The organism is Ornithinibacillus halotolerans (genome assembly GCF_014637405.1).
Classification (GTDB): Bacteria; Bacillota; Bacilli; order Bacillales; family Amphibacillaceae; genus Ornithinibacillus; species Ornithinibacillus halotolerans.
In genome coordinates, this window is the sequence record NZ_BMEY01000004.1 from 129,058 (window position 1) to 153,436 (window position 24,379).

The 24,379-nt window shown below is 35.3% G+C and carries 24 protein-coding genes and 1 other annotated feature; all 24 genes read right to left on the reverse strand.

What is annotated here, in order from left to right; genetic code table 11:
• Positions 1 to 45: 45 nt before the first annotated feature.
• The gene (gene glyS, locus IEV35_RS05325) at positions 46 to 2,130 is read right to left on the reverse strand and encodes a glycine--tRNA ligase subunit beta (protein WP_188383664.1); all 2,085 of its coding nucleotides are present in this window, start codon (positions 2,128 to 2,130) and stop codon (positions 46 to 48) included.
• Positions 2,130 to 3,008 (reverse strand): glycine--tRNA ligase subunit alpha, encoded by an 879-nt coding sequence (gene glyQ, locus IEV35_RS05330; protein WP_188383665.1) that lies wholly within the window; start codon positions 3,006 to 3,008, stop codon positions 2,130 to 2,132. The genes glyS and glyQ overlap by 1 nt, the downstream gene beginning before the upstream one ends.
• 89 nt (positions 3,009 to 3,097) lie before the next feature.
• Positions 3,098 to 3,273 (reverse strand) — a binding site (T-box leader).
• A gap of 60 nt (positions 3,274 to 3,333) precedes the next feature.
• Positions 3,334 to 4,077 (reverse strand): DNA repair protein RecO, encoded by a 744-nt coding sequence (recO, locus tag IEV35_RS05335; protein ID WP_188383666.1) that lies wholly within the window; start codon positions 4,075 to 4,077, stop codon positions 3,334 to 3,336.
• Positions 4,078 to 4,106: 29 nt separating this feature from the next.
• Positions 4,107 to 4,259: a YqzL family protein gene (locus tag IEV35_RS05340; RefSeq protein ID WP_188383667.1), complete on the reverse strand. Its 153-nt coding sequence runs from the start codon at positions 4,257 to 4,259 to the stop codon at positions 4,107 to 4,109.
• 172 nt (positions 4,260 to 4,431) lie between these two features.
• Entirely contained in the window at positions 4,432 to 5,331 is a 900-nt protein-coding gene (gene era, locus IEV35_RS05345; protein WP_188383668.1) for a GTPase Era, read from the reverse strand.
• Between the two features lie 404 nt (positions 5,332 to 5,735).
• The gene (locus IEV35_RS05350) at positions 5,736 to 6,089 is read right to left on the reverse strand and encodes a diacylglycerol kinase family protein (protein WP_188383669.1); all 354 of its coding nucleotides are present in this window, start codon (positions 6,087 to 6,089) and stop codon (positions 5,736 to 5,738) included.
• On the reverse strand, positions 6,079 to 6,543 hold the full coding sequence (ybeY, locus tag IEV35_RS05355) for an rRNA maturation RNase YbeY (protein ID WP_188383670.1): 465 nt from the start codon (positions 6,541 to 6,543) through the stop codon (positions 6,079 to 6,081). Before ybeY ends, IEV35_RS05350 begins: the two co-directional genes overlap by 11 nt.
• A complete protein-coding gene (locus tag IEV35_RS05360) occupies positions 6,543 to 8,675 on the reverse strand; it encodes an HD family phosphohydrolase (protein WP_188383671.1) in 2,133 nt (710 codons plus the stop codon). Before IEV35_RS05360 ends, ybeY begins: the two co-directional genes overlap by 1 nt.
• A 78-nt stretch (positions 8,676 to 8,753) precedes the next feature.
• Positions 8,754 to 9,722, reverse strand: coding sequence for a PhoH family protein (locus IEV35_RS05365; protein WP_188383672.1), 969 nt, complete (start codon positions 9,720 to 9,722; stop codon positions 8,754 to 8,756).
• 2 nt (positions 9,723 to 9,724) lie between these two features.
• Positions 9,725 to 10,951 carry a sporulation protein YqfD gene (gene yqfD, locus IEV35_RS05370; RefSeq protein ID WP_188383673.1) on the reverse strand — a complete coding sequence of 409 codons (1,227 nt, stop codon included), beginning with the start codon at positions 10,949 to 10,951 and terminating at the stop codon, positions 9,725 to 9,727.
• A gap of 23 nt (positions 10,952 to 10,974) precedes the next feature.
• Positions 10,975 to 11,256, reverse strand: coding sequence for a sporulation protein YqfC (gene yqfC / locus IEV35_RS05375; RefSeq protein WP_188383674.1), 282 nt, complete (start codon positions 11,254 to 11,256; stop codon positions 10,975 to 10,977).
• A gap of 98 nt (positions 11,257 to 11,354) precedes the next feature.
• Positions 11,355 to 11,942, reverse strand: coding sequence for a YqfB family membrane protein (locus tag IEV35_RS05380; protein ID WP_188383675.1), 588 nt, complete (start codon positions 11,940 to 11,942; stop codon positions 11,355 to 11,357).
• A 42-nt stretch (positions 11,943 to 11,984) separates the two neighbouring features.
• On the reverse strand, positions 11,985 to 12,974 hold the full coding sequence (gene floA, locus IEV35_RS05385; protein ID WP_188383676.1) for a flotillin-like protein FloA: 990 nt from the start codon (positions 12,972 to 12,974) through the stop codon (positions 11,985 to 11,987).
• Positions 12,975 to 13,017: 43 nt separating this feature from the next.
• Positions 13,018 to 14,346: an NfeD family protein gene (locus tag IEV35_RS05390; protein WP_188383677.1), complete on the reverse strand. Its 1,329-nt coding sequence runs from the start codon at positions 14,344 to 14,346 to the stop codon at positions 13,018 to 13,020.
• 208 nt (positions 14,347 to 14,554) lie between these two features.
• Positions 14,555 to 15,001, reverse strand: coding sequence for a GatB/YqeY domain-containing protein (locus tag IEV35_RS05395; protein WP_188383678.1), 447 nt, complete (start codon positions 14,999 to 15,001; stop codon positions 14,555 to 14,557).
• A 14-nt stretch (positions 15,002 to 15,015) separates the two neighbouring features.
• Positions 15,016 to 15,192: a 30S ribosomal protein S21 gene (rpsU, locus tag IEV35_RS05400; RefSeq protein WP_042145999.1), complete on the reverse strand. Its 177-nt coding sequence runs from the start codon at positions 15,190 to 15,192 to the stop codon at positions 15,016 to 15,018.
• 203 nt (positions 15,193 to 15,395) lie between these two features.
• Positions 15,396 to 16,067: a deoxyribose-phosphate aldolase gene (gene deoC, locus IEV35_RS05405; RefSeq protein WP_188383679.1), complete on the reverse strand. Its 672-nt coding sequence runs from the start codon at positions 16,065 to 16,067 to the stop codon at positions 15,396 to 15,398.
• Positions 16,068 to 16,208: 141 nt separating this feature from the next.
• Positions 16,209 to 17,558: a tRNA (N(6)-L-threonylcarbamoyladenosine(37)-C(2))-methylthiotransferase MtaB gene (mtaB, locus tag IEV35_RS05410; RefSeq protein ID WP_188383680.1), complete on the reverse strand. Its 1,350-nt coding sequence runs from the start codon at positions 17,556 to 17,558 to the stop codon at positions 16,209 to 16,211.
• Positions 17,546 to 18,316, reverse strand: a complete 771-nt coding sequence (locus tag IEV35_RS05415) for a 16S rRNA (uracil(1498)-N(3))-methyltransferase (protein ID WP_188383681.1) — start codon at positions 18,314 to 18,316, stop codon at positions 17,546 to 17,548. Before IEV35_RS05415 ends, mtaB begins: the two co-directional genes overlap by 13 nt.
• A gap of 8 nt (positions 18,317 to 18,324) precedes the next feature.
• Entirely contained in the window at positions 18,325 to 19,263 is a 939-nt protein-coding gene (gene prmA / locus IEV35_RS05420) for a 50S ribosomal protein L11 methyltransferase (protein WP_188383761.1), read from the reverse strand.
• 75 nt (positions 19,264 to 19,338) lie between these two features.
• A complete protein-coding gene (dnaJ, locus tag IEV35_RS05425; RefSeq protein WP_188383682.1) occupies positions 19,339 to 20,466 on the reverse strand; it encodes a molecular chaperone DnaJ in 1,128 nt (375 codons plus the stop codon).
• Positions 20,467 to 20,864: 398 nt separating this feature from the next.
• Positions 20,865 to 22,691, reverse strand: coding sequence for a molecular chaperone DnaK (dnaK, locus tag IEV35_RS05430; protein ID WP_188383683.1), 1,827 nt, complete (start codon positions 22,689 to 22,691; stop codon positions 20,865 to 20,867).
• 33 nt (positions 22,692 to 22,724) lie between these two features.
• A complete protein-coding gene (grpE, locus tag IEV35_RS05435; RefSeq protein WP_373284696.1) occupies positions 22,725 to 23,297 on the reverse strand; it encodes a nucleotide exchange factor GrpE in 573 nt (190 codons plus the stop codon).
• A 42-nt stretch (positions 23,298 to 23,339) separates the two neighbouring features.
• Entirely contained in the window at positions 23,340 to 24,371 is a 1,032-nt protein-coding gene (gene hrcA, locus IEV35_RS05440; protein ID WP_188383685.1) for a heat-inducible transcriptional repressor HrcA, read from the reverse strand.
• Positions 24,372 to 24,379: the final 8 nt, after the last annotated feature.

Here is a 24,379-nt window from a genome sequence, read left to right on the forward strand (position 1 = left end):
TATAACCTATTTTCTATCCAAACAGGTAATAGTATGGCTATTCTATTAAAAATGCTGTTTCCACTCGATTACATTTAAATCCGCAAAGCTGTTTAGTAACTGTGCAATTCGTTTTAATAATGCCAATCGATTTCTTTTTATAGTTTCATTATCAGACATGACCATATTATTATCGAAGAATGCATGAATTGGTTCTGCTAATTGTTCTAGTTCAGCAAATGCTTTCTCAAATTCATCTTGATCTACTAATTTCTCAAAACTTTGCTGTACTTGATTATACATTTTATATAAATTAGCTTCTGAATCAGTTTCAAAGTATTCTTCATTAACTACTGTTTCTTCAGTCTTCTCTGCTAAGTTCAATACTCTAACAAGTGCTTCTTGTGTTGATTTAAAGTTCGCATCATTACGTTTCGCTGAAAGTATCGTTGCTTTTTTCATTATCGAAGCCATTTCACCAATACCATGGTTGGTTATAGCATGGATGATGTCTTGTTCAATTCCATTCTCTTTCAATACAAATGCTACCCTTTGTTGAATAAATGAATGTAGTTCTTGATTTACAACACTTGCATCAAAATGCTCTAATTGTATTTCTTTGTAATGATTCAAAGCGATTTGGAAAAGTTCACTTACTTCAATTTCCCACTCTCTATCATTTGCAATACGCAAAATGCCAATAGCTTGACGACGTAGACCATAAGGGTCTTGAGAACCTGTTGGTTTTAGACCAACACCAATACAACCAACAATCGTGTCCAACTTCTCTGCCACACTAACAACCGAACCGACAATTGTTTCTGGTAGCTTACCGCCGGCACTAGTTGGCATATAATGTTCCTTAATTGCAGTTGCAACAGTATCATCTTCACCAAAAATATGTGCATATTTTTCACCGATAATTCCTTGAAGTTCAGTAAATTCATTGACCATATTTGTCATCAAATCAAATTTACTAATCTTCGCAGCACGACCTATATGATTCAAATCAACTTGGTTTAACTTTAATGCTACCGCAATCTTCTCAGCGATAGCTGCAACACGATTAACCTTATCAGAGATTGTTCCAAGCTTCTCTTGAAATACAACACTTTCTAATTTTTCAAGATAAAAATCAATTGAATTTTTTTGGTCTTCTTCATAGAAAAATTGTGCATCTGACAATCTTGCTCGTAATACTTTCTCATTTCCTTTTATTACTGTTTCTATATGGTTAGCATCACCATTTCTTACTCCAATAAAGTATGGGAGCAATTCACCTTCACTAGATTTCACAGGGAAATATCGTTGATGTTCCTTCATAGACGTAATTAATACTTCTGCTGGTAATTTTAAAAATTCCTCTTCAAATGATCCAATAAATACGGTAGGATATTCAACAAGATTACGTACTTCATTCATTAGTTGTTGATCAATTGGAATAAGTACATTCTTCTCTGCTTCAATTTTCTTAATGCCTTCGACAATAAGCTTCTCTCGTTCTGTTGGGTCTACAAGCACATAATTTTCCTTTAATAATAACTTATAGTCTTCTGGATTATTTATTGTAAGTTTACCACTTAGGAAACGATGTCCAAACGTTGTATTGTTTGTCTCGACATGCGCAATTTCAAATGGAATTACTTCATTTCCATAAAGAGCGACTAACCAACGTATTGGTCGAGCATAACGCATCGTCTGTTCTCCCCATCGCATATTCTTACCAAATGGAATAGACTCAATAATTTCTTTAAATTGTGGTAACAGATCATAGGTTGGTTTTCCTTCGATCACTTTATTCACATAGATATACGTTGTTCCTTTTAAATCTTTTGTATAAATATCATCAGTTGTTTTCCCTTGTCCTCTAGTAAAACCAATTGCTGCTTTTGTCCAATTGCCCTCATTATCCTTTGCTACTTTTAATGCTGGTCCTTTTGCTTCTTCTTCAATCGTTTCCTGCGTTTCATTCATATCATGAATAAGTACTGCTAGTCTTCTTGGCGACGAAAATGTTTCCACCTTTGAAAAAGAGATACGTAAATCATTCAGCCACTGCTCTGTTTTCTCACCTAGTAGCTTTTCTGAATCATCAATAAAACGAGCTGGTAATTCTTCTAATCCAATTTCAAACAACACATTTTTGGCCATTATTTCTCCTCCTTATCTAATAGCGGAAAGCCAAGTTTTTCTCTTTCTGCTACATACGCCTTTGCAATATTACGAGCTAAGTTTCGAATTCGGCCTATATATCCAGTACGTTCTGTAACAGAGATAACCCCTCTTGCGTCTAGAAGATTAAACGTATGGGAACATTTCAACACATAATCATACGCTGGGAAAATCAGTCCCTTTTCCATCGTTCTTTGAGCCTCTTCTTCATACATTGTAAATAACTGGAACAGCATATCTACATTAGATTCCTCAAATGTATACTTTGAATGTTCGTACTCAGGTTGTTTGAAAATATCCTTATACGTAAACCCATCTGTCCACTCTAGGTCAAAAACATTTTCTTTATCTTGAATATAAGAAGCTAGTCGTTCTATCCCATAAGTTAATTCGACTGTAACGGGATTTGCTTCTAAGCCTCCAATTTGTTGGAAGTATGTAAATTGAGTAATTTCCATTCCATCTAGCCATACTTCCCACCCTAAACCAGCAGCTCCTAGAGTAGGGTTCTCCCAGTTATCTTCTACAAAACGAATATCATGCTCTAGAGGATTGATCCCTAAAGCTTTTAAAGATTCCAAATACAGTTCTTGTATATTTTCAGGTGATGGTTTTATAATCACTTGAAATTGATGATGCTGATATAATCGGTTTGGATTCTCTCCGTAACGACCGTCTGCTGGTCGACGTGAAGGTTCGACATAAGCCACTCTCCAAGGCTCCGGACCTAAACTACGCAGTAATGTCATTGGTGACATTGTACCAGCACCTTTTTCTGTATCATATGCTTGGACTAATATACAATCTTGTTCAGACCAAAACTTTTGAAGTGTAAAAATCATATTTTGTATATTCACCTAAAAAACCTCCATTAATTATTATTCTTACTTCTACAAGGTAGGGAAATATAAAAAAACCCGTCCCTATGCCTATAATAATTTATAGACATAGGGACGGGTTTTAAGCCGCGGTTCCACCCTACTTGCTTTACCTTTGTAAAGCCACTTGTATCCGTTCATGCTCCAGAGCGCCATTCCTAACTGATTTATTACTCAGCTTACACTATCCTGAGCTCGCTATTAATGAAATACAGAAAGTACTCTTCTCTTTCATAGCACGGTCTTTTTGAATATGTATCATCTTACTGAAAATAATAGTTTTTGTCAAATATTAGTAATACAATTACTTAAATTTATTTAATTGATTAAGGAATTTCCTTGTTTTTAAATAATAACCACCATAACGATCGTAATAATTATCTAATAACTGCCTTAATAATAATTTATTCTCTTCTTTGACAGAAACATTCCCTACTCTTTCTAACCCTACTTTAGCAAAAAGATATAAAAGCTTTACTACATTAGTAGATAATTGTACGGACTCCATGTCTACATGTCGGCACCTTGAACATAGAAGGCCACCTTCTACCATAGAAAAAGAAAAAGGAGCATTTTTACCACCACAGTTAATACAACGGTCAACTGTAGGAGCAAAACCAGCCACTGCAAATAATTTCATTTCATACATCATAATTGGAATATCTGCTTGTTCATGCTCACTAATCCACTCTAAAGTTTTTACAAATTGAGTATATATCTCTAAATTGGGCTTTTTCTCATCTAGTAATTTTTCTGTTAGCTCTACGATGTATGCTGCGTAGGAAGTTTTAATAATATCTTCTCTGATCTTGCGAAAAGAATCAATAATTTCCCCTTGTTGAATGGTACCCAATCCTTTATTTAAATAAACAAAGAATTCTCCATAAATGAAAGGCTGCGTGACAGCAGCCATTCGACTTTTAGGTTTTTTCGCTCCACGTGCAATCGCAGAGAATTTACCGATTTTCTTACTAAAGATTGTTACAATCTTATGTGTTTCACCATAATCCTTCGTTTTAATAACAATTCCATCTATTCTTTCTAGCATACATTCAAGTCCCCTCTAATTATTGCATGCTACAAATTTGAATCTACCGGTAAGTTTTCCAGATTATTTATAGAGCCTTTATCGAAGTCAAGCTCATCGGGTTCACTTTCTAACTCTTTCATTAGTAAATAGGTCTCTATATTTCCTGTTTGACTAAATAATTTCCATACTAAGTCTATCACAAGAAAACACACCTTTCTTTATACTTTTCAAAGAAGTATCTTTTTCTAAGTTAGAACATTGATTTTTTCCTTTTGTAATCTGGAATACCAATTGCAATATTTGCAATGATGTTCCGGATAATCTTATCTTTTCCACAACCGTTAAAACGATGTATTTTAAAATTTTCCAACTCTAATATTCATCTTGGCGGAATCCAAATTCATGTAACTGACTTTGTTTATTTCTCCAGTCTTTTTGAACTTTAACCCACAATTCGAGGTAAACTTTTGAACCTAATAAAGCTTCAATATCTTTTCGAGCTTCCTTACCGATATTTTTTAGCATGCTTCCTTGTTTCCCAATAAGAATTCCTTTTTGTGATTTTCTTTCTGTCACGATTACTGCTTGAATAAATACAGCATTCGATTCTCGTTTTTCGATATTTTCTATAACGACCGCTATCGAATGAGGAATTTCTTCTCTAGTAAGATGAAGAACTTTCTCTCTAATTAACTCACTTATTATAAATCGTTCCGGGTGATCAGTAACTTGATCAGCTGGATAAAACTGTGGTCCTTCTGGTAAGTGTGACTTTAACACTTCCAGTAAACGATTTACATTGTTTCCTTCCAATGCTGAAATTGGAACAATTTCTTCAAATTCATATTTATCCTTATATAATTCAATTAAGGGCAATAGCTTGTCCGGATGGACTAAATCAATTTTATTAACAACTAAGAAAACAGGGCTTTTCACTCGTTCTAGACGATCAATGATAAATTGATCTCCTCTACCATACCCTTCATCTGCGTTAATCATAAATAATACGGCATCCACTTCATTTAGTGTATTTTCTGCAATTTTTACCATAAAATCACCGAGTCGGTGTTTTGGTTTATGTATTCCAGGTGTATCTATAAAAATAAATTGTGCATCAGATTGTGTAAGGACACCTTGTATTTTATTTCGTGTTGTTTGCGGCTTGTCACTCATTATAGCGATTTTTTGACCAATTACTTTATTCATAAAGGTTGATTTTCCAACGTTTGGTCTGCCAATGATTGCAATAAATCCTGATTTGTAATTTTCCATGTAAATCCTCCAAGAAGTTTCAATAGATTCGTTCAATATTTGCTTTATTATACTACATAATCTTTCACGTTTCATGTAATCGACAAAACAATTGAAAAGATTATATAGTTCGATAATTATCAATTTAATGCTACATAAATAAATAGGGACATAACTCTTTCTTACAAAGGTAAAAGCAAACATTGTAGCAAGTGCATCTAACCCGCCCCGGAAATATACTTCGCTTTCCGCAGGCGGCTGGTAAGCCTCCTCGTGCTATCGCACTGCGGGGTCTTACCGATGCCTTTCCTCCTGCAGGAGTCTCCGTATATTTCCGGGGCTAGTGTAGTGGGTGTTCGGCTTTAATACCCTTGATAGAGTTATATCCCATACGTTTAAATATATTATTATTTCAAATTATTAACTTAAAACAACTTCGGTACAAATATTAGTATTCCGACGAGCAGGGCTGTTAGGGATGTGATGAGGACTGCTGCGGCGGCGATGTCTTTTATTTTTTTTGCGGCGGGGTGTATTTCTGGTTTAATATAGTTTATGATTTCTTCAACTGCTGTGTTTAATAGTTCTGCAGATACAACAAGTCCGATCACTACTATAACTGCTATCCATTCCATTATTGATATTTTAAAGAATAACCCCGCTAATGTAACAAGTATTGTCGATAGAACATGTAACCGAAAATTAAATTCGGATGTAAAAACTTCTTTCAATCCATTTATTGCATATAAAAAGCCTATGGAATTTTTTTTATCTGCCAAGATCAAATTCCCCTAGTATATCCTCTTGTTTTTGGAACATTTCTTTTTCATCTTCTTTTGTCATATGATCATATCCTAATAAATGTAGAAAACCGTGCACTGCTAAGAAGCCTAGTTCTCTTTCAAAGGAGTGATCATAATCGATTGCTTGTTCTTTTGCCTTCTCAACTGAAATGATAATATCTCCTAAGACTACAGGAATATCATCACTTTGTATTTCTATTTCACCTTCTACAGATTCTTCTAATGCAAAAGAGATAACATCCGTTGGTTTATCTAACTTGCGATAATCACGATTGATTTCTTGAATCTCTTCATTATTAACAAAAGTAACGGAAACTTCTGCATCCTCATTCACATTCTCTTTTCTCGCTGCGAGCTGAAGTAACCCAGATATTAATTTTAAATGATCCTCTTTTACAGAATTGGTATTATCATGGAAGTCGATTTCCACTATTTTGCCTCCTTCATTGGATATTGAATTCTAGAATGGAAAATTCCTTTTAATGTTTCACAAATTGTTTGATGAATTACTTTTACTTCTTTTATAGTTAGTGGACATTCATCTAATTGTCCATCCATTAATCGGTCATTAACAATACTAGACACTATTTCTTCTATTTTCTCTTCTGTCGGCTCCTTCAAAGAGCGAACTGCTGCTTCAACGGAGTCACAAATAGAAATAATTGCAGCTTCTTTTGTTTGTGGTTTTGGACCAGGATATCGGTAATCTTCTTCTCTAGCTGCTTTATTAGTTTCTTTCTCTTTATAATAAAAATACTTTAATAAACTAGTACCATGATGTTGCATTGCCACATCAATAATTTCTTTAGGCATTTTATGTTTTTTTAGTAACTCGGCCCCGTCATATGGATGTCGAATAATAATCTCTGCACTTTGCTCAGGTGATATGACATCATGTGGATTCTTTATTGATAATTGGTTTTCAATAAAATAATGAGGTCGAACTGTCTTTCCAATGTCATGGTAATAAGCAGCTACACGGGCTAATAATCCATTTGCTCCTATTGCATCACATGCTGTTTCACTTAGATTAGCAACCATCACAGAGTGATGATATGTTCCTGGTGCTTCCGTCAAGATTTTCTTTAATAATGGTTGATTCGGACTAGATAATTGTAGCAGTTTAATATCTGATAATATACCAAGTCCTGTTTCAAAGAATGGCATTAAACCAATTGTTAATACTGCCGAAAGAAAAGCAGCTGCCACCCCAAAACTGGATAACACAATTACCTCACCAAGTGAATATTTTTCAAAGGACAAGAATACAAATAGAAGTATAGTAAGTATGTTTACAACTGTCATACCTATCCCAGATCGGACAATCGAAAGACGATCTTTCACATTTGTCAAAAATATGATTGCTCCAAACTGGGAGAAAAAGAAATAAATAATTACCTCTACATTAAGTGTACCTGGTATGCCATTATTAAAAATAATGCCTCCAAGTACTGCATATAAGATAGATAAAACAATTGCTAATCGCTCATTAATTAATTGTTTCAACAATAATACACCTGTTGCTACTGGTACGATAAAGAAAAGCTCATTTGATGCTGTCGTATAAATACTAATTATTTTCATGACAGAAATTACAAAGAAGCTAATTAATAAAATGGATGCAATTTTTCCTTTATCCAAATGTTTCAGATTATCAATTCGGTTCATCTCATACGCAATGACACTACCAATTAATAAGACTAATAAACCTAATGCAATAACAGGAAATACATTTCGGTCTTTATTTAATAGACCAACTAGTTGCAGTTTTTCATATACATCATTTGTAATTGTTTCCCCTTCACGTACAATAACTTCTCCTGCATTGATCATGACTGGTTCAACATTACTAGCAGCTTGTTTTTTAGCTTCAGCGGTTTTCTCCGCGTCATAAAAAGAGTTCTCAACCATTGCAAATGAAGTTAGTTCATGAAATGCTTCAATTAAGTTTTGATCAAGTGTTGAATACTTAATATTTTCCCGAACACGATTAATCGCAGAATTAATATTTGCTGTCCTAACCCCGTTTGCATACTCGTCCTGAAGGTAAGAGATGAATATTTCTTTCCCTTTCTCGCGCTCTTCTTTTGGTACATCTAATAACCTTAAGAATACACTATCTTCTACTTTATCTGTAATGCTATTGGAAAGTAACTGCTTTAAACGCTCTACCTTTTCTTTATTTGTAAGTTGAACTGGAATACCATCTTTATCCTCTTCCAATTTTGCATCCGTTTCAAGTTTATCTAAAGCAACAAAGATTTCTTCAATATATCCAATCTGTTCATCTGCTATATTAGTTAGAATATCAAACCTGTCTTCAACCGCTTCTAAAGCTTGACGTGTTTTACGTTCCGTTTCCTCTTGATTTTCAATCGTAATTGGAGAACGAATCGTCTCTCTCGCAGTTGTTAACGGTTCAATATCGTAAGTCTCGGTATAGACATTTCCGATTGTTATTATAAAAAAATAAAGACATAACGCTAATACTGGGACAATAATTCGCAACCATTTAGATCGTATTTTTACAATAGTTTCTAGCATTCCTTTAAATACTTTCATCTTTTTCACCTCTTTTTTGTAAACATTGTAAATATTTAGTAAGTAAAATTAAGAAATAAGACCCTATTCGGGTCTTTTTTAATCAATCTGACTTGCTTTTTCATAAGCGTCTATTATTTTTTGAACTAAAGGATGTCTAACTACATCCGTTTGAGTTAAGTAAATAAACGATATATCTTTAATTGATGCTAATAACTTATCAGCAACTTGTAAACCAGACTTAACACCTTTAGGTAAATCTACTTGTGTTATATCTCCTGTAATTACCATCTTTGAACCAAAACCTAGGCGGGTTAAGAACATTTTCATTTGTTCTGGTGTAGTATTCTGAGCTTCATCTAAAATGACAAACGCATCATCTAATGTTCTACCTCGCATATATGCAAGTGGAGCAATTTCGATTGTTTCTCGTTCAATAAGACGTAACGTATGTTCAGCTCCCAACACGTCATTTAATGCATCGTACAACGGACGTAAGTACGGATCGACTTTTTCCTTTAAGTCACCAGGCAAGAAACCTAAGCTTTCTCCTGCTTCAACCGCTGGTCTTGTTAAGATGATTCGTTTAATATGTCCATTTTTTAATGCCTGTACAGCCATCACAACTGCAAGGTATGTTTTTCCAGTACCTGCTGGTCCAATGCCAAAGACTAAATCGTTCTCCTTTATGGCAGATACATATTTCTTTTGACCTAAAGTCTTAACTCGAATAGACTTGCCTTTTACAGTCTTTGCGATCACATCTTCGAATAACGTTTCAAATTGATTAATCTTACCTTGTTTTGCTAATTCAATTGCGTAGACAATATCTCTTTCAGCAATGGTTATTCCTTTTCTGACAACATTTAATAATGTTAGAAGAACATCTTGTACAATCGAAATATCTTCGTTAGTACCAGAAACACTTACTTTTTCTCCTCTTGTCACAATAGATACATTTAACTTATCTTCTATATGCTTTAAATATTTGTCATTATTACCAAATAGCTCTAGAGCTTCTTCTGGGTTTGTCAGTTCGATATCAATTGCATTAAGTTTTTCGGGCATATTCAATCTCCTTGAGTAATTGGTTGTGCTTTAGCAATATTTTCTTCAACTGTCATATATAAGTATAATTTTACTTTACCATTCTCCACCGATTCATGCAAAACTTTTTCCGATATTATTGTAGCATCTGGCCCTAGTTGTAATTGGACCTCTTCTCTTGCTTGCTTAATCCCTGCTTGTATTGCTTGCTCTTTTGATCTTTCTATTTCTTGAATTTGTTTCTCACTTAAGGTTTGTTCTACTATAGAGAAGGGCAAGTCCCATTTTAAAAACTTTATAGGCGTTTCAAGACTATCATAATGAATCTCCTCAAATTCTGGTTTGCCAAATCCCCAAATTGGTAATTTAAAGTTCTTTATGCCAAAATAGTATTTTTTCTCCTGTTGACCTGTTAAGTGTTCATACCTCTGTTTTAATGGAATGGTTACATCTACTTCATACCATGTACTTGCAATGATTTCACCTTCAGCCGGAACTAAAACTTGCTTCTTTGGCTTTTCTTCATCCTCTTCTTCATTTGATTGCTCCACTTCATTTAAGTTTCCAGAAACTAGAACTTTTCCAGGTTCCACATAATCATTAATTTTAACTTTTGGTAGACCCTTTGCTACATACATTCTTTTAATAACGCCTTTTTTAGTTGCAACTAAATTTCTAGGACCTGCTACTTTTTCTTCTTGAACAATAATCTTCTCTACACCTTCTAGTTGGTAGGTTGTCCCTTTTTGGTTCACACCAACCCATAATAACTCAGGAATATCTTCCGTAAGTTTTTGCTGAATTTTACCTGGTGGATCGATAGAAAATATCCATGCACCAGGATGAACTCCATATTCATTCAATTGTTTTACGATTTTTTCTTCTAGTTCTAAAGGTAATTCTCCTGTTATCTCTACTTTCCATATAATATTAGACATAAAGATGATTAGTAAAATACTCATTATAAAAGAAAGCACAAATTCTTTTCTGCGTATAAATCGGTGAAAGATAAAAGGATAACCCCTTCGTTCCTTAAAAGAGATCTTGTACTCATATTTCCGTCTCAATTGTTTAACCTTGGAAACATCAGCCAATTTAATATTCCCACTACATGACTTACTACTCTCTCTCTTAATATCCCAGACAGTTATTCCATTTGAAACACAACTTTGAAAAAACATTTCTGGCATATGTCCTGTTACCACAATTCGTACATAACCTTTTATAAACGTTCCTTGAATCTGTTTCATAATATCCTCCTGGTAACTATCATTTATCCCGGAATAAATCTAACATCAGTAATCTTGCCTTCTAGTAATATCTCTTCCGGTAACATCATCTTTAAAACAAATGAAGACCCTTTAATTTGTATGTATCCCTTCGTCGTTTTCAGCCTTAACTCATTATCTGAAAAGACAGCTAGGCCTTTATGGTTTTCGATATAAACATGAAGCTGTCCAATAATCGTTATTCTCGGCAATTCCATAATGACATCAGAAGGTAGTGCTAAGTACTTTACTAGCCATGGTCGTAATCGTTGTTGGAATTTCTTCACTAGTGAAAGCCCCCTCTCACATACATATTTATGAGAAAATGAAACAGATAAGAACTAAAAAACCCAAAAGCATCCTTTCGAATGCTTTTGGGTTTTTATTACCGTGTATTTCGTTTTCTTTCTTGTATCACACTTCGGTATGGTTTTCTTGCTCTTGGTGGTCCAAGCACCTCTGACATTATTACACCTTGGACAAGACCTTTATAAGTTAATCCTGTTTGCACATCTTTCTTGAATGCTTCTTGCTTTTCATTCAATTTAGTCGATGTCTGATGCCTAATTGCATCTGTAATGGCAGGACCTATTGACATATCAAGTTCAGTAATGTCTTTTCCTGTAAGATCGTTAGAGGAACTTACTGATGTAATCATATCAGACGAAGACCTTCCCTGTACTCTTTGCTTTAACTCTTCCATCTGCTGTTTTTGTTGTTCTACATAAACATTCGATGGGTCAGATTGATAGACAGTCTGTTTCGGTGTTCGTTTAGACCTTTCCTTATCAGAGTTCGCTGTTTTATAAACAGTTTGCTCAGGATTCGGTTGACCTGAAGGGGTGCTAGAAGGCCGAGGTCTTGGAACATTTGGACGTTGTTGCTTCTGTTGTTTTTCATTTTGATTTCCACCAGAAAGTGATCGAATAATCCCTATTATAATAATAATTATAATCGGTAGAAATTGTTCCATCAAAGTCCCCCCTTCTTCCAGTTATTATTAATTAGATAAACATTAATTTTCATCATCATTATTATCTTTAGATAGTTTTCCAATAGAGTCACGCATATCTGTATCGGCGTTAATATTTTCATAATTTAAGTAATCCATAACACCTAATTTACCAGAACGTAACGCTTCAGAAAGTGCAAGTGGTACTTCTGCTTCAGCTTCCACAACTTTTGCACGCATTTCTTGAACACGAGCAACCATTTCTTGTTCTTGTGCAACTGCCATTGCGCGACGTTCTTCTGCTTTCGCTTGAGCAATTTTCTTATCTGCTTCCGCTTGGTCTGTTTGTAGCATCGCACCAATGTTCTTACCGATATCCACATCAGCAATATCAATCGACAGAATTTCAAAAGCAGTACCAGCATCTAGCCCTTTAGCTAATACAGTGTGAGAAATCATATCTGGATTTTCTAATACTTTTGCATGAGTATCTGAACTACCAATCGTACTTACAACACCTTCACCAACACGAGCGATAATGGTTTCTTCACCAGCACCCCCGACAAGTCGGTCAATGTTTGCACGTACTGTAATTCTAGCCTTAGCTTTTACTTCAATTCCATCCATCGCAATACCTGCAATAAATGGAGTTTCAATTACTTCAGGGTTTACACTCATTTGTACCGCTTCTAATACATCACGACCTGCCAGGTCAATAGCAGCAGCACGTTCGAAGGATAGCTCAATATTAGCACGATGTGCAGCAATTAATGCGTTTACTACTCTATCCACATTACCTCCAGCTAGATAATGACTCTCTAGTTGGTTTGTTTTTACGTCAAGACCTGCTTTATGTGCTTTAATTAATGGGTTAATTACACGACTTGGAACAACTCGACGTAAGCGCATCCCGATCAGTGTTAGAATACCTACTTTTACTCCTGCAGCAAGTGCACTAATCCACAGTGTTACTGGTATAAATGTAAATAGGATTGCTACTGCAATCAATATCACCGCGATTAATATCACAGGCATAATTAAACTTGGATCCATAATGAATTCCTCCTAAAAAATTTATATTATAGGTTTAATAACCTTATAATTCTCTAACAACAACTCGTACTCCTTCTACTTTTACAACTTTAACCGGTTGATTAATTTCGACAAAACTACCTTCTGAAACGACATCAACCCGCTCTCCACCAAACACGGCAACGCCTGATGGCCTTAGAGCTGTTGCGGTGAAACCTTCCATTCCAATCAAATCTAATCGATTTTCATTGGATACATATCCTAATTCTGTCGTTGTGCTTTCTTTTAGAATCACATGTCTAAAGACACCTTTATCTAAACCTATTCTTCTAAACAAAATGACAGAAGCTACTATCACAACGATAAGCGCAATCGCGATACTCATTGTCATGTCTGCAATATTTGCGCCAGATATAAATAATGAGGCGATTATTGCTCCAACTCCTAGTAACCCTAATATGCCACCAGGTACAAAGAATTCTGCTATGATTAAGGCAAGTCCAATAAGCAATATTATAATTGCTTCCATACCTGCTAGCCCAGCAACTACATGACCATAGAAAAATAATACTAATGAAACTAAGCCAATGGTGCCTGGCACTCCAAATCCCGGGGAATATAATTCTACAACGAGTCCAAGTCCTGCTAAGGATAAAAGAATAGATACTACAATTGGATTTGTAATAAATCTTGCTATATTTTCCGCTATAGTTGGTTCTTTTTCCACAACAATGGATTTGGATAACCCTAACTCATATAATAGCTCTGTTCTATCCGAAGTAATACCTTCAGCATAACCTACTTGTAAAGCTTCTTGAGGTGTTAACGTTAAAAATTCTCCTTTAGGTGCATCTAATTCAGGTAGATCTATCGAAGAATCTGCCATTGCTGCAGCATAAAGAGGATCTCTTCCGCCAGCTTCTGCTGCACTTGTCATAGCTTTAAGCCATGCAGATTGTGCTTTTTTATCTGCAGCATTTCCATCACCGGTGATTACTCCACTTGCTCCCATTGTTGCTCGCGGGGTCATATAAATGGTATCCGTATGTAATGCAATATAAGAGCCTGCAGATAATGCTTGACTAATAATATAGGAAGTTGTCGGAATTTCTAAATTTGCGATGATCGTCCCTATATTATCTGCAGCAGCAACACTGCCACCAGGTGTATCTATTTCAAAAATGATATGATCTGCCCCATTTTCTAACGCTTCTTTTGTTGTACGTGATAGGAATGCTTCCAATCCTCTTTCCACATCATTTTTAATAGGGATAATATATACAGTTTTCCCTCCACCTTGGTCATCAGCATAAATGTGACTAGTATATGGTATTAAAAATAGAAAAATAGCGATAAACAGGAAAAAATAACTTATTAATCGTTTCTTTGGCAAGTACTACACCTCCCTCTCATTATACATCATTATATACGGATAATAATAAGCTAAGGTTTCAAAAAATTGATATGAAATAGATATATTATAAATAGTATCATGATTATTACAGGAAGGATAGAAAAATGAGACATGCATATTGTATGGGAAAATGGGGAAAATAATAAACCCTTGCTTAATAATAGCAAGGGTTTATTTATTGGGTACGTTAATTCAAAAATTGTTGAACTAATTTATTTATTTTAGAACCATCTGCTTTACCTTTTACTTTAGGCATAATGGCACTCATGACTTTACCCATATCTTTTTTTGAAGATGCACCAGTTTCTTGAATCGTTTCTTGAATGATAGCTGAAAGCTCCTCATCAGATAGCTGTTCAGGCATATATTCTTGAATAATCTCGATTTCCATTTCAAGCTTTTCAACAAGATCTTCGCGTCCAGCTGATTTAAATTCTTGGAGGGAATCTTTTCTTTGTTTCAGTTCTCTTGATAAAATTGTTAAATCTTCGTCTTCAGATAACTCACTTTTACCAAGCTTTATCGATTCATTCTGTAATGAAGCTTTAACCATGCGAATAACACTAAGTCTTTCCTTGTCCTTATTCTTCATCGCTTGCTTCATATCGTCATTTAACCGTGTTAGTAAAGACATTTGTAGCACCTACTTTAGAATTTACGCTTTCTAGCAGCTTCAGATTTCTTTTTACGACGAACGCTAGGTTTTTCGTAGTGTTCACGCTTGCGATATTCTTGTAGTGTTCCACTTTTAGCTACACTACGTTTAAAGCGACGAAGAGCATCCTCAAGAGACTCGTTTTTACGAACGCGAGTTGTATTTGACATGCTAATTTCCCTCCCTCCGAAGCAAAAAAACAGATTAATTAGAAAGGCATATGTATATATCACATGCCTTTTGTAATTATAATATATTGTTATGCAATCGGTCAACTATATATTTTGCTTTTCTTACTTCTCCTTTGTATCTTTCATAACTTTTGTATACTTGCAAAGTTATTTAAAAATAAAAAGCTTGAAGCTATATTTGATTAATAATCGGAAGTTCCTTGTTTTCCTTGAACAATAGCAATACCAGAACTTGCTCCTATTCTTGTTGCTCCTGCTTCAATCATTGCCTCTGCTTGCGCAAGATCTCTAACGCCACCAGAAGCTTTTACTCCCATTTCTGGACCTACTGTTTGACGCATTAATGCAACATCTTCCACAGTTGCTCCACCACCAGAGAATCCAGTAGATGTTTTGACAAAGTCTGCACCTGCCTCTTTTGATAATTGACATGCAATAACTTTCTCTTCCTCAGTTAATAGAGACGTCTCAATTATAACTTTTGTTAAAGCTTTTCCTTCAGCAGCTTTTACCACTGCCTCAATATCTTGCTTTACAAATTCTCTATTACCAGATTTTAGTTCACCTACATTAATTACCATGTCAACTTCTGTTGCTCCATCAGCAATTGCTTGTTTTGTTTCAAAAATTTTAGTTTCTGTAGATGTTGCTCCTAATGGAAACCCAATTACTGTACAAACTTTTACACTTGTATCTTTAAGATAATCATAACAAAGTGAAACCCAATGAGGATTTACACATACAGATGCAAATTCATATTCCTTTGCTTCCTCTACAATTTTCAAGATACTTTCTTTTGTTGCATCAGGCTTTAATAATGTATGATCAATATATTTTGCTAAATTTTGAGTCATTATTTTAACTTCCTTTCTTAAGTTGTACGTACCTCTTGTATAATAGCACTTTATAATTGGAAATGCTATCAATTAAATTCTACAGATTCGAAATCTATGGTAGATATCTTGCTTCAATATATAAAATGCCCAGTCATTAGACTAGGCATTCACTTTCATTTTACCATGTGTAGCAAAATCCATTATTCGAACAAATTTACCTTCATTATATGGATATCCTGATTTCGTAATCTTGACACGAACAATTTTTCCAATCATATCTTGGGTACCTTCAAACTTAACTTTTAAGTAGTTATCTGTATATCCGACTAACATATTTTCTTCTTCCAAATCACGCTCTTCTGGAATAACTTCAAGTACTTCATTCTCATAACGAGCGGCATATTCTTTTGCAAGTTCTTCTGATAAGTCAATCATTCGTTGTACACGTTCATTTTTAATATCTTCGTCTACTTGATCATCCATTCTTGCTGCAGGTGTTCCAGTTCTTCTTGAGAATGGAAAGACATGCAGTTCAGAATATCCAACTTTTTTAATGAAGTTATACGTCTCCATAAATTCCTCTTCTGTTTCGCCTGGAAAACCAACGATAACATCAGAAGTAATTGCTAAATCTGGTAATGCTTTTCGGATTTTTCCAACTTTTTGATAGTAAAATTCGGTAGAGTATTTTCTACGCATCCGTTTTAAAACTGTATCCGAACCAGATTGTAACGGAATATGTAAATGACGAACGATTTTTTCTGATTGGTCAAGAACTTCAATAACTTCGTCCGTAATCTGACTTGCTTCAATGGAGGAGATACGAATTCTTTCTAAACCAGACACTTTAGACTCTAAGTCTCTTAATAATGCTGCAAAATTATAATCATTTAGGTCTTCTCCATAACCGGCTGTATGAATTCCGGTTAATACTATTTCTTTATAGCCTGCATCAACTAGCTTCTGTGCTTGACTTATGACACTTTCTGGATCACGAGAACGTAATAATCCACGGGACCATGGGATAATACAAAACGTACAGAAGTTATTACAACCTTCTTGAATTTTAAGAGATGCACGAGTTCTATCCGAGAATTCAGGGACATCCATTTCTTCAAAAACTCGGTTTTTCATTATATTAGAAACACCATTCACTGGAACTCTCGATTTTTTATGTTCTTCAATATATTGGATCATGTTTTTGCGGTCTTGTGTACCGACAACGACATCTACTCCAGGAATTTCTAAAATTTCACCTGGAGATGTTTGTGCATAACAACCAGTTACACAAACAATCGCATCTGGATTTTTACGAATTGCTCGTCTAATAATTTGTCTACTTTTCTTATCTCCAGAATTAGTGACTGTACATGTGTTAATAACATATACATCTGAATCATGATCAAAATCAACACGTTCATAGCCTTGATCCATGAACATGCGCCAAATACCTTCTGTTTCATAATGATTAACTTTACAACCTAATGTATGAAATGCTACTGTTGGCATGAGAGCCCCTCCAATTCTTCCAGATGATACGAAATACTACTAAGTACGTACAGTGCGGCTGTTTCCGTTCTTAAAATCCTCGGACCTAACCGAACAGGAATGAAGTCATATTCTTTAAGTTTATTTACTTCTTCCATAGATAAACCACCTTCAGGACCGATACAGACTAACACTTTACTATCTTTCGATAAACTTTTTACAATACTTGCAAACGATCGAAAGGTATCTGTTTTTGCTTCTTCCTCATAAGCGATTATCTTTACATCGTAACGTTTACTTTCCATAATCAAAGCTTGTAAATTCATCACTGACTTTATTTCTGGCAAATAGTTTCTATGTGATTGTTCGCTAGCTTCCTTTACAATTTTAGCATAACGTGATAATTTTTTCTCTACTTTACGAGAATCCCATTTTACTACCGAGCGTTCTGCTTGAAAGGGGATAAAAGCTTTGGCCCCAAGTTCTGTTCCCTTTTGTAGTACTAAATCCATCTTATCCCCTTTCGGTAGACCTTGAGCAATGGTAACAAAGACAGGAAGCTCGGAGCTTTTATCCAACCAGCCAATTATTTCAGCTACGACTTCTTTTTCTTGAATCATGGAAATTTTGCATGTTGCACTCTGACCTTGAGGCGTATTACAAATTATTTCATCTCCTATTTGCATACGCATAACTCGAATAATATGGTGAGCATCTTCTCCATCGATTGATACTGAATTAGATTGCCAATTATTTTCTGGGACAAAATACCTTTGCATTCCTACACCTACTTCTTCTTAGCGACAATAGAAACCCAATCTTCTATCTCATTTATTTCAATTATCTTAAATCCATGTTCTTGCATTTTATTTAATACCATTTCTTTTTTGGACTGAATAATTCCAGACGTGATAAAGTAACCACCATCTACTAGATTTACCCATGCATCATCAATAAATCGAATAATGATTTCGGCTAAAATATTGGATACAATAATATCAGCTTGTAAATGAACATCTTGTAATAGATTATTTTGTTTGAGATGGATTAAATCATCTACCTTATTATATTCTGCATTCGTTTTAGTACTTTGCACAGCTACTTCATCCAGGTCAAATGCATAAACTTCCTTAGCGCCTAAGCGAGCGGAAGCGATACTAAGGACACCCGACCCACAACCAACATCAATAACAGAATCCCCCATATTTACATACTTTTCTAATGCCTGAATACTTAACATCGTTGTTGGATGTGTACCTGTTCCAAAAGCCATTCCAGGATCTAACTCAATTACAATTTCATCCTCGCTTGTAGGTTGGTAATTTTCCCATGTCGGTGTAACGGTTATCTTTTCTGATACTTGGATAGGTTTATAGTACTTCTTCCAAGCAGTAGCCCAATCTTCTTCGTCCACTTCACTCCAAGTTACTTCATTTTTTCCGAGTTCGATTCCATAGGCTGTTAAATTATTTACAGCTAACTTTATCTCTTCTACAGTTTCAATAATGGAGCTATTTAAAGGCAAATAAGCTTTTATATATACACCTTCATCTGGATAGTCTTTTGGATTCAATTCGAATATTTCACCGTACACATCTTGTTTATCAATTATCAAATCAAGTGGATTTTCTATGACAACACCACTTGCTCCAATTTCATGTAAAATATTGGATATCGGTTCTATTGCTTCGTTAGTAGTATGGATACATATTTCCGACCATTTCAAACGAATCTCACTCATTTCTATTATTATTGTTCATTTGTTGATAACTATTATGTATAAAGGAATTAGGATACTAGCCTAATCCCCTTTAAATGCTTTTTTAAATTTTTGAAAAAGAGAATCCTCTTGTTCCTCTGTTTTATTATTACCATTAATATCATTAAATTCTCGTAGTAATTCTTTTTGACGTTCTGTTAATTTAGTAGGTGTTACTACACGAACTTTAATGTGTTGATCTCCATGACCATATCCTCTTACATTAGGCGCACCTTTTCCTTTTAATCGGAAGATTCTGCCTGTCTGTGTTCCAGCAGGGATCTTCAGCTTCACTTTACCATGAACGGTTGGAACTTCTAGTTCATCCCCAAGTGCAGCTTGTGTAAATGTTAATGGTAATTCACAGAATATATTGTCACCTTCTCTAGTAAAGAACTCATGACTACGAACTTTAATAACAACATATAGGTCACCACTTGGTCCACCATTTTTACCCGGTTCACCTTTACCAGCAACACGAATTTGTTGTCCCTCATCTATACCAGCAGGAATGTTAATTTGGATTTTCTTATTCTTTTTAACGGTTCCTTTTCCACTACATGTTGTACATTTTTCCGGTATTATCTTTCCAGAACCATTACAATGGTGACATACGCGACGGTTCACTACTCGACCGAATGGTGTATTTTGTTCTGTATTTAACTGACCGCTTCCTTGGCAATGGGTACATGTTTTTGGTTTTGTTCCTGGTTTTGCACCTGAACCATGACATGTTGCACATTCTTCATCATTTGGAATTGAAATTTCCGTTTCTTTACCGAAAATAGCTTCTTCAAAGTCTAAAATCATTGTATATTGAAGATCAGCACCTTGTTGTGGTGCGTTAGGGTCACGTCTACGTCCCCCACCTCCAAAGAACATATCGAAAATATCTCCAAAACCGCCGAAATCTTGTGCCCCACCAAAGCCACCAAAACCTTGGCCACCATTCATTCCTGCATGACCAAATTGATCATATTGTGCTCGTTTTTGATCGTTGGATAATGTTTCATATGCTTCTTTTACTTCTTTAAATTTATCTGCTGCATCTGGTTCTTTATTAACGTCCGGATGATATTTTCTTGCTAATTTACGGTATGATTTTTTAATTTCTTCTTTAGTTGCGCTTTTCTCAACACCTAATACTTCATAATAATCTCGTTTTGACACTAGCTATCACTCTCCCGCTTCACTTTCACATAAGGTAAATCATAACATTAAAAATATTGTAGTGGCAAATGGTTGTTGTTAATCATTATAAATTGCTTCTTGCCATATCCGCGGCCCGAATACACTTCGCTTTCCATGGGCGGCTGCTGAGCCTCCTCGTGCTACGCACTGCGGGGTCTCACCTATGCCTATCCTCCCATAGGACAAGGAATGCTTCGACAGCATTACATCGCACGCAGAAAAAGTGGTTTTCTTTTTCAAGGAGTCTTTGTGTATTCGGGCCGCTCAGTGCAATAATTGTTTATATCAATTTACAATAATTTTAAATTCTAAACAGGACTAACAACAAAAGTCAAAGTCAAGAGGGTCCTGACTTTGACTTTCATTTGAAAATGATCTTATTTTTTATCGTCGTCTACTTCTTGGTAGTCTGCATCTACAACGTTATCATCTGCGTTACCGCCTGCTTGTTCTCCAGCAGCTTGGTTTTCTTGAGCCATTTGCTCATATAGTTTAACGGATAGTTGTTGTACATGTTCTTGTAAAGCATCTTTTTTCGCTTTGATTTCTTCAACGTCGCTACCTTCAAGTGCTTTTTTCAATTCTTCTTTTGCTGCTTCCGCTTTACTCTTATCTTCTTCAGAAACTTTGTCGCCTAAATCTTTAATCGTTTTGTCAGTTGTAAAGATTAATTGGTCAGATTCATTACGAAGGTCTACTTCTTCACGACGTTTCTTATCTGCTTCAGCATTTTCTTCTGCCTCACGTACCATTTTTTCCACTTCTTCATCTGATAAACCTGAAGAAGATTTGATTGTAATGGATTGCTCTTTATTTGTGCCCATGTCTTTTGCACGAACATTAACAATTCCGTTTGCATCAATATCAAATGATACCTCGATTTGAGGAATACCTCTCGGTGCTGGAGGAATATCAGTTAATTGGAAACGGCCAAGTGTTTTATTGTCAGCAGCCATTTCTCTTTCCCCTTGAAGCACATGGATATCTACAGCTGTTTGGTTATCAGCAGCAGTAGAGAATACTTGTGAATGACTTGTTGGGATTGTTGTATTACGCTCAATTAATTTCGTAAATACTCCACCCATTGTTTCAATACCTAATGAAAGTGGTGTTACATCAAGTAATACAACGTCTTTTACATCACCTTGAAGCACTCCACCTTGAATAGCTGCACCTAATGCAACTACTTCATCTGGGTTTACACCTTTAGAAGGTTCTTTACCTGTTTCACGTTTGATTGCTTCTTGTACTGCTGGAATACGCGTTGATCCACCTACAAGAATTACTTTATCAATTTCACTAGCTGTTAAATCAGCATCGCGTAATGCTTTACGAGTTGGGATCATCGTACGTTCAACTAATTCAGAAGATAGTTCTTCAAATTTTGCACGAGTTAGATTCATTTCTAAGTGTAATGGGCCAGCTTCTCCAGCTGTAATAAATGGTAATGATATTTGAGTTTGTGTTACACCAGATAAATCTTTTTTCGCTTTTTCAGCAGCGTCTTTTAAACGTTGCATTGCCATTTTATCTTGAGAAAGGTCAATACCGTTTTCTTTTTTGAATTCTGCAACTAAGTGGTCAATGATTACATCGTCAAAGTCATCCCCACCAAGGCGGTTATCTCCAGCAGTTGCAATTACTTCAAACGTGCCATCTCCAATATCAAGAATTGATACGTCAAACGTACCTCCACCAAGGTCATATACTAGAATTGTTTGATCTTCGTTAGCTTTCTCAATTCCGTATGCTAATGCTGCAGCAGTTGGCTCATTAATAATACGCTCCACTTCTAGACCTGCAATTTTACCAGCATCTTTAGTTGCTTGACGTTCTGCATCGTTGAAATAAGCCGGAACAGTAATAACTGCCTTTTCAACTTTCTCACCGATATAATCCTCAGCGTAAGATTTTAAATGTTGTAAGATAATTGCAGAAAGTTCTTGTGGTGTGTATTCTTTACCTTCCGCCTCAACTTTATAATCAGTTCCCATATGTCTTTTAATGGATAGAATTGTATTAGGGTTTGTAATTGCTTGACGTTTCGCAACTTCCCCTACTTGTCTTTCTCCATTTTTAAATGCTACAGCAGATGGTGTTGTACGATTTCCTTCTGGATTCGGGATAACGACAGCTTCTCCACCTTCCATTACTGCAACACATGAATTTGTTGTACCTAAGTCAATTCCAATGATTTTGCTCATAGTTATTTCCTCCTTGATAGTAAGCCAAAAAAATTATTTATTTACTTTAACCATTGCAGGGCGAATGACACGATCTTTAATCATATAACCTTTTTGCAATTCTTCTACTACAACATTTGACTCAGCATTTTCATCCTCTACTTGCATGACTGCTTGATGAACATTTGGATCAAATTCTTTTCCAACAGCTTCAATTACTTCGACACCTTGTGACTTAAGTCCATCAAGTAATTGTCTGTATACCATGGAAATCCCTTCAAGTAAGCCTTTATTTGCTTCTGTTTCCTCTACTTGAAGCGCCCTCTCGAAGTTGTCAATTGCTGGTAATAGTTCAGAAGCAAGATCCATCGCTTTATACTTTCTTTCTGCTTCTCTTTCTTTTACCGAACGTTTCTTGAAATTATCAAACTCTGCTTGTAATCTAAGTAATCTTTCGTATAGTTCATCTTTTTCTTGCTGGAGTTTTGTAATCTCATCTTGATTATTAGTACCTACTTCTACTTCTTCTATTACTTCTTCTGTTGTTTCAGTAGATTCTTCTTGTTTTACTTCCACTTCGTCTACAGTTTCCTGTTCTTGTTCTGTCACATCTTTTTGTTCCATAATTGGCACCTCCATATGCAGTAGGTAATTTATCACCTATCTTATCTATCCGTTGTTTTTATACCACAAGTACAACGCATCTGTCATTTCATTTGATAATGAATTTAAAAGAGTAATCACTTTTCGGTATTCCATCCGTGTCGGCCCAAGTAATGCAATTGTACCTTTTTGTTCATTTCCTAATTGATAAGATGCCGTGATTAAGCTAAAGTCCTTTATCTCATCTAATTTATTTTCATTCCCAATCGAGACTCTAATCCCATGTTGTGGTGTTTTCAACAAATTGACAACTTGATCTTCATTCTCCATCATTTGGTAGAATGATCGTACTTTATTAATATCATTAAATTCAGGTTGTGTTAGCAAATTTGTAATGCCACCGATATAGAGTTTAACTGGTTGTTCCTGAAAGAAAGCTGATTGTAAGTAGTTAAATGATTTTTCAAAGTCCCTCACATATACTTTCATAAGGGAAACTACTTCAGTTGTAATCACTTGAGGTAATCTAGCTAAAGAGACTCCTTTTAATCGTTCATTTAAAATATTGACGAGTTTTTCTAAATCAGAAGGGCTAATGTCCTCAGGAATAGTAAATGAACGATGTTCCACATGCCCGGAATCGGTAACTAGAATTGCAACTGCTGAATAGTCAGATATTGGGACAATCTGTAATTGTTTTACTTTCGTTTCAAACAATTCTGGACCTAGGATAATAGACGTATAGTTTGTTAAATCAGATAACACTTCAGCTGACTTTTGTACTAGCTTTTCAAAGTCAATGAACTCATCCCGTATTAAGTCCTTCATAATTGAGAGGTTGCCTTCTTTTATAGTTGGTGCAATAACATGGTCAACATAATAGCGATATCCTTTTTGGGAAGGTACACGACCAGAAGAGGAATGGGTTTTTTCAATATATCCCATCTCTTCCAAATCGGCCATAACATTTCTAATGGTTGCAGCACTATAGGATATTTCATCTTTTTTTGAAATAGCACGTGAGCCAACTGGGTGAGCTGATTCAATAAAATCATCAATTATAACTTGCAAAATCAACAATTGCCTATCTGTTAACATTAATGATC

Coding starts and splice junctions, on each gene's coding strand:
- glyS (WP_188383664.1), bottom strand. CDS start 2,130: ATGGCCAAAAATGTGTTGTTTGAAATTGGATTAGAAGAATTACCAGCT.
- recO (WP_188383666.1), bottom strand. CDS start 4,077: ATGCTAGAAAGAATAGATGGAATTGTTATTAAAACGAAGGATTATGGT.
- era (WP_188383668.1), bottom strand. CDS start 5,331: ATGGAAAATTACAAATCAGGATTTATTGCAATCATTGGCAGACCAAAC.
- IEV35_RS05360 (WP_188383671.1), bottom strand. CDS start 8,675: ATGAAAGTATTTAAAGGAATGCTAGAAACTATTGTAAAAATACGATCT.
- IEV35_RS05365 (WP_188383672.1), bottom strand. CDS start 9,722: ATGCCCGAAAAACTTAATGCAATTGATATCGAACTGACAAACCCAGAA.
- yqfD (WP_188383673.1), bottom strand. CDS start 10,951: ATGAAACAGATTCAAGGAACGTTTATAAAAGGTTATGTACGAATTGTG.
- IEV35_RS05380 (WP_188383675.1), bottom strand. CDS start 11,942: ATGGAACAATTTCTACCGATTATAATTATTATTATAATAGGGATTATT.
- floA (WP_188383676.1), bottom strand. CDS start 12,974: ATGGATCCAAGTTTAATTATGCCTGTGATATTAATCGCGGTGATATTG.
- IEV35_RS05395 (WP_188383678.1), bottom strand. CDS start 15,001: ATGTCTTTACTAACACGGTTAAATGACGATATGAAGCAAGCGATGAAG.
- rpsU (WP_042145999.1), bottom strand. CDS start 15,192: ATGTCAAATACAACTCGCGTTCGTAAAAACGAGTCTCTTGAGGATGCT.
- deoC (WP_188383679.1), bottom strand. CDS start 16,067: ATGACTCAAAATTTAGCAAAATATATTGATCATACATTATTAAAGCCT.
- mtaB (WP_188383680.1), bottom strand. CDS start 17,558: ATGCCAACAGTAGCATTTCATACATTAGGTTGTAAAGTTAATCATTAT.
- IEV35_RS05415 (WP_188383681.1), bottom strand. CDS start 18,316: ATGCAAAGGTATTTTGTCCCAGAAAATAATTGGCAATCTAATTCAGTA.
- dnaK (WP_188383683.1), bottom strand. CDS start 22,691: ATGAGCAAAATCATTGGAATTGACTTAGGTACAACAAATTCATGTGTT.
- hrcA (WP_188383685.1), bottom strand. CDS start 24,371: ATGTTAACAGATAGGCAATTGTTGATTTTGCAAGTTATAATTGATGAT.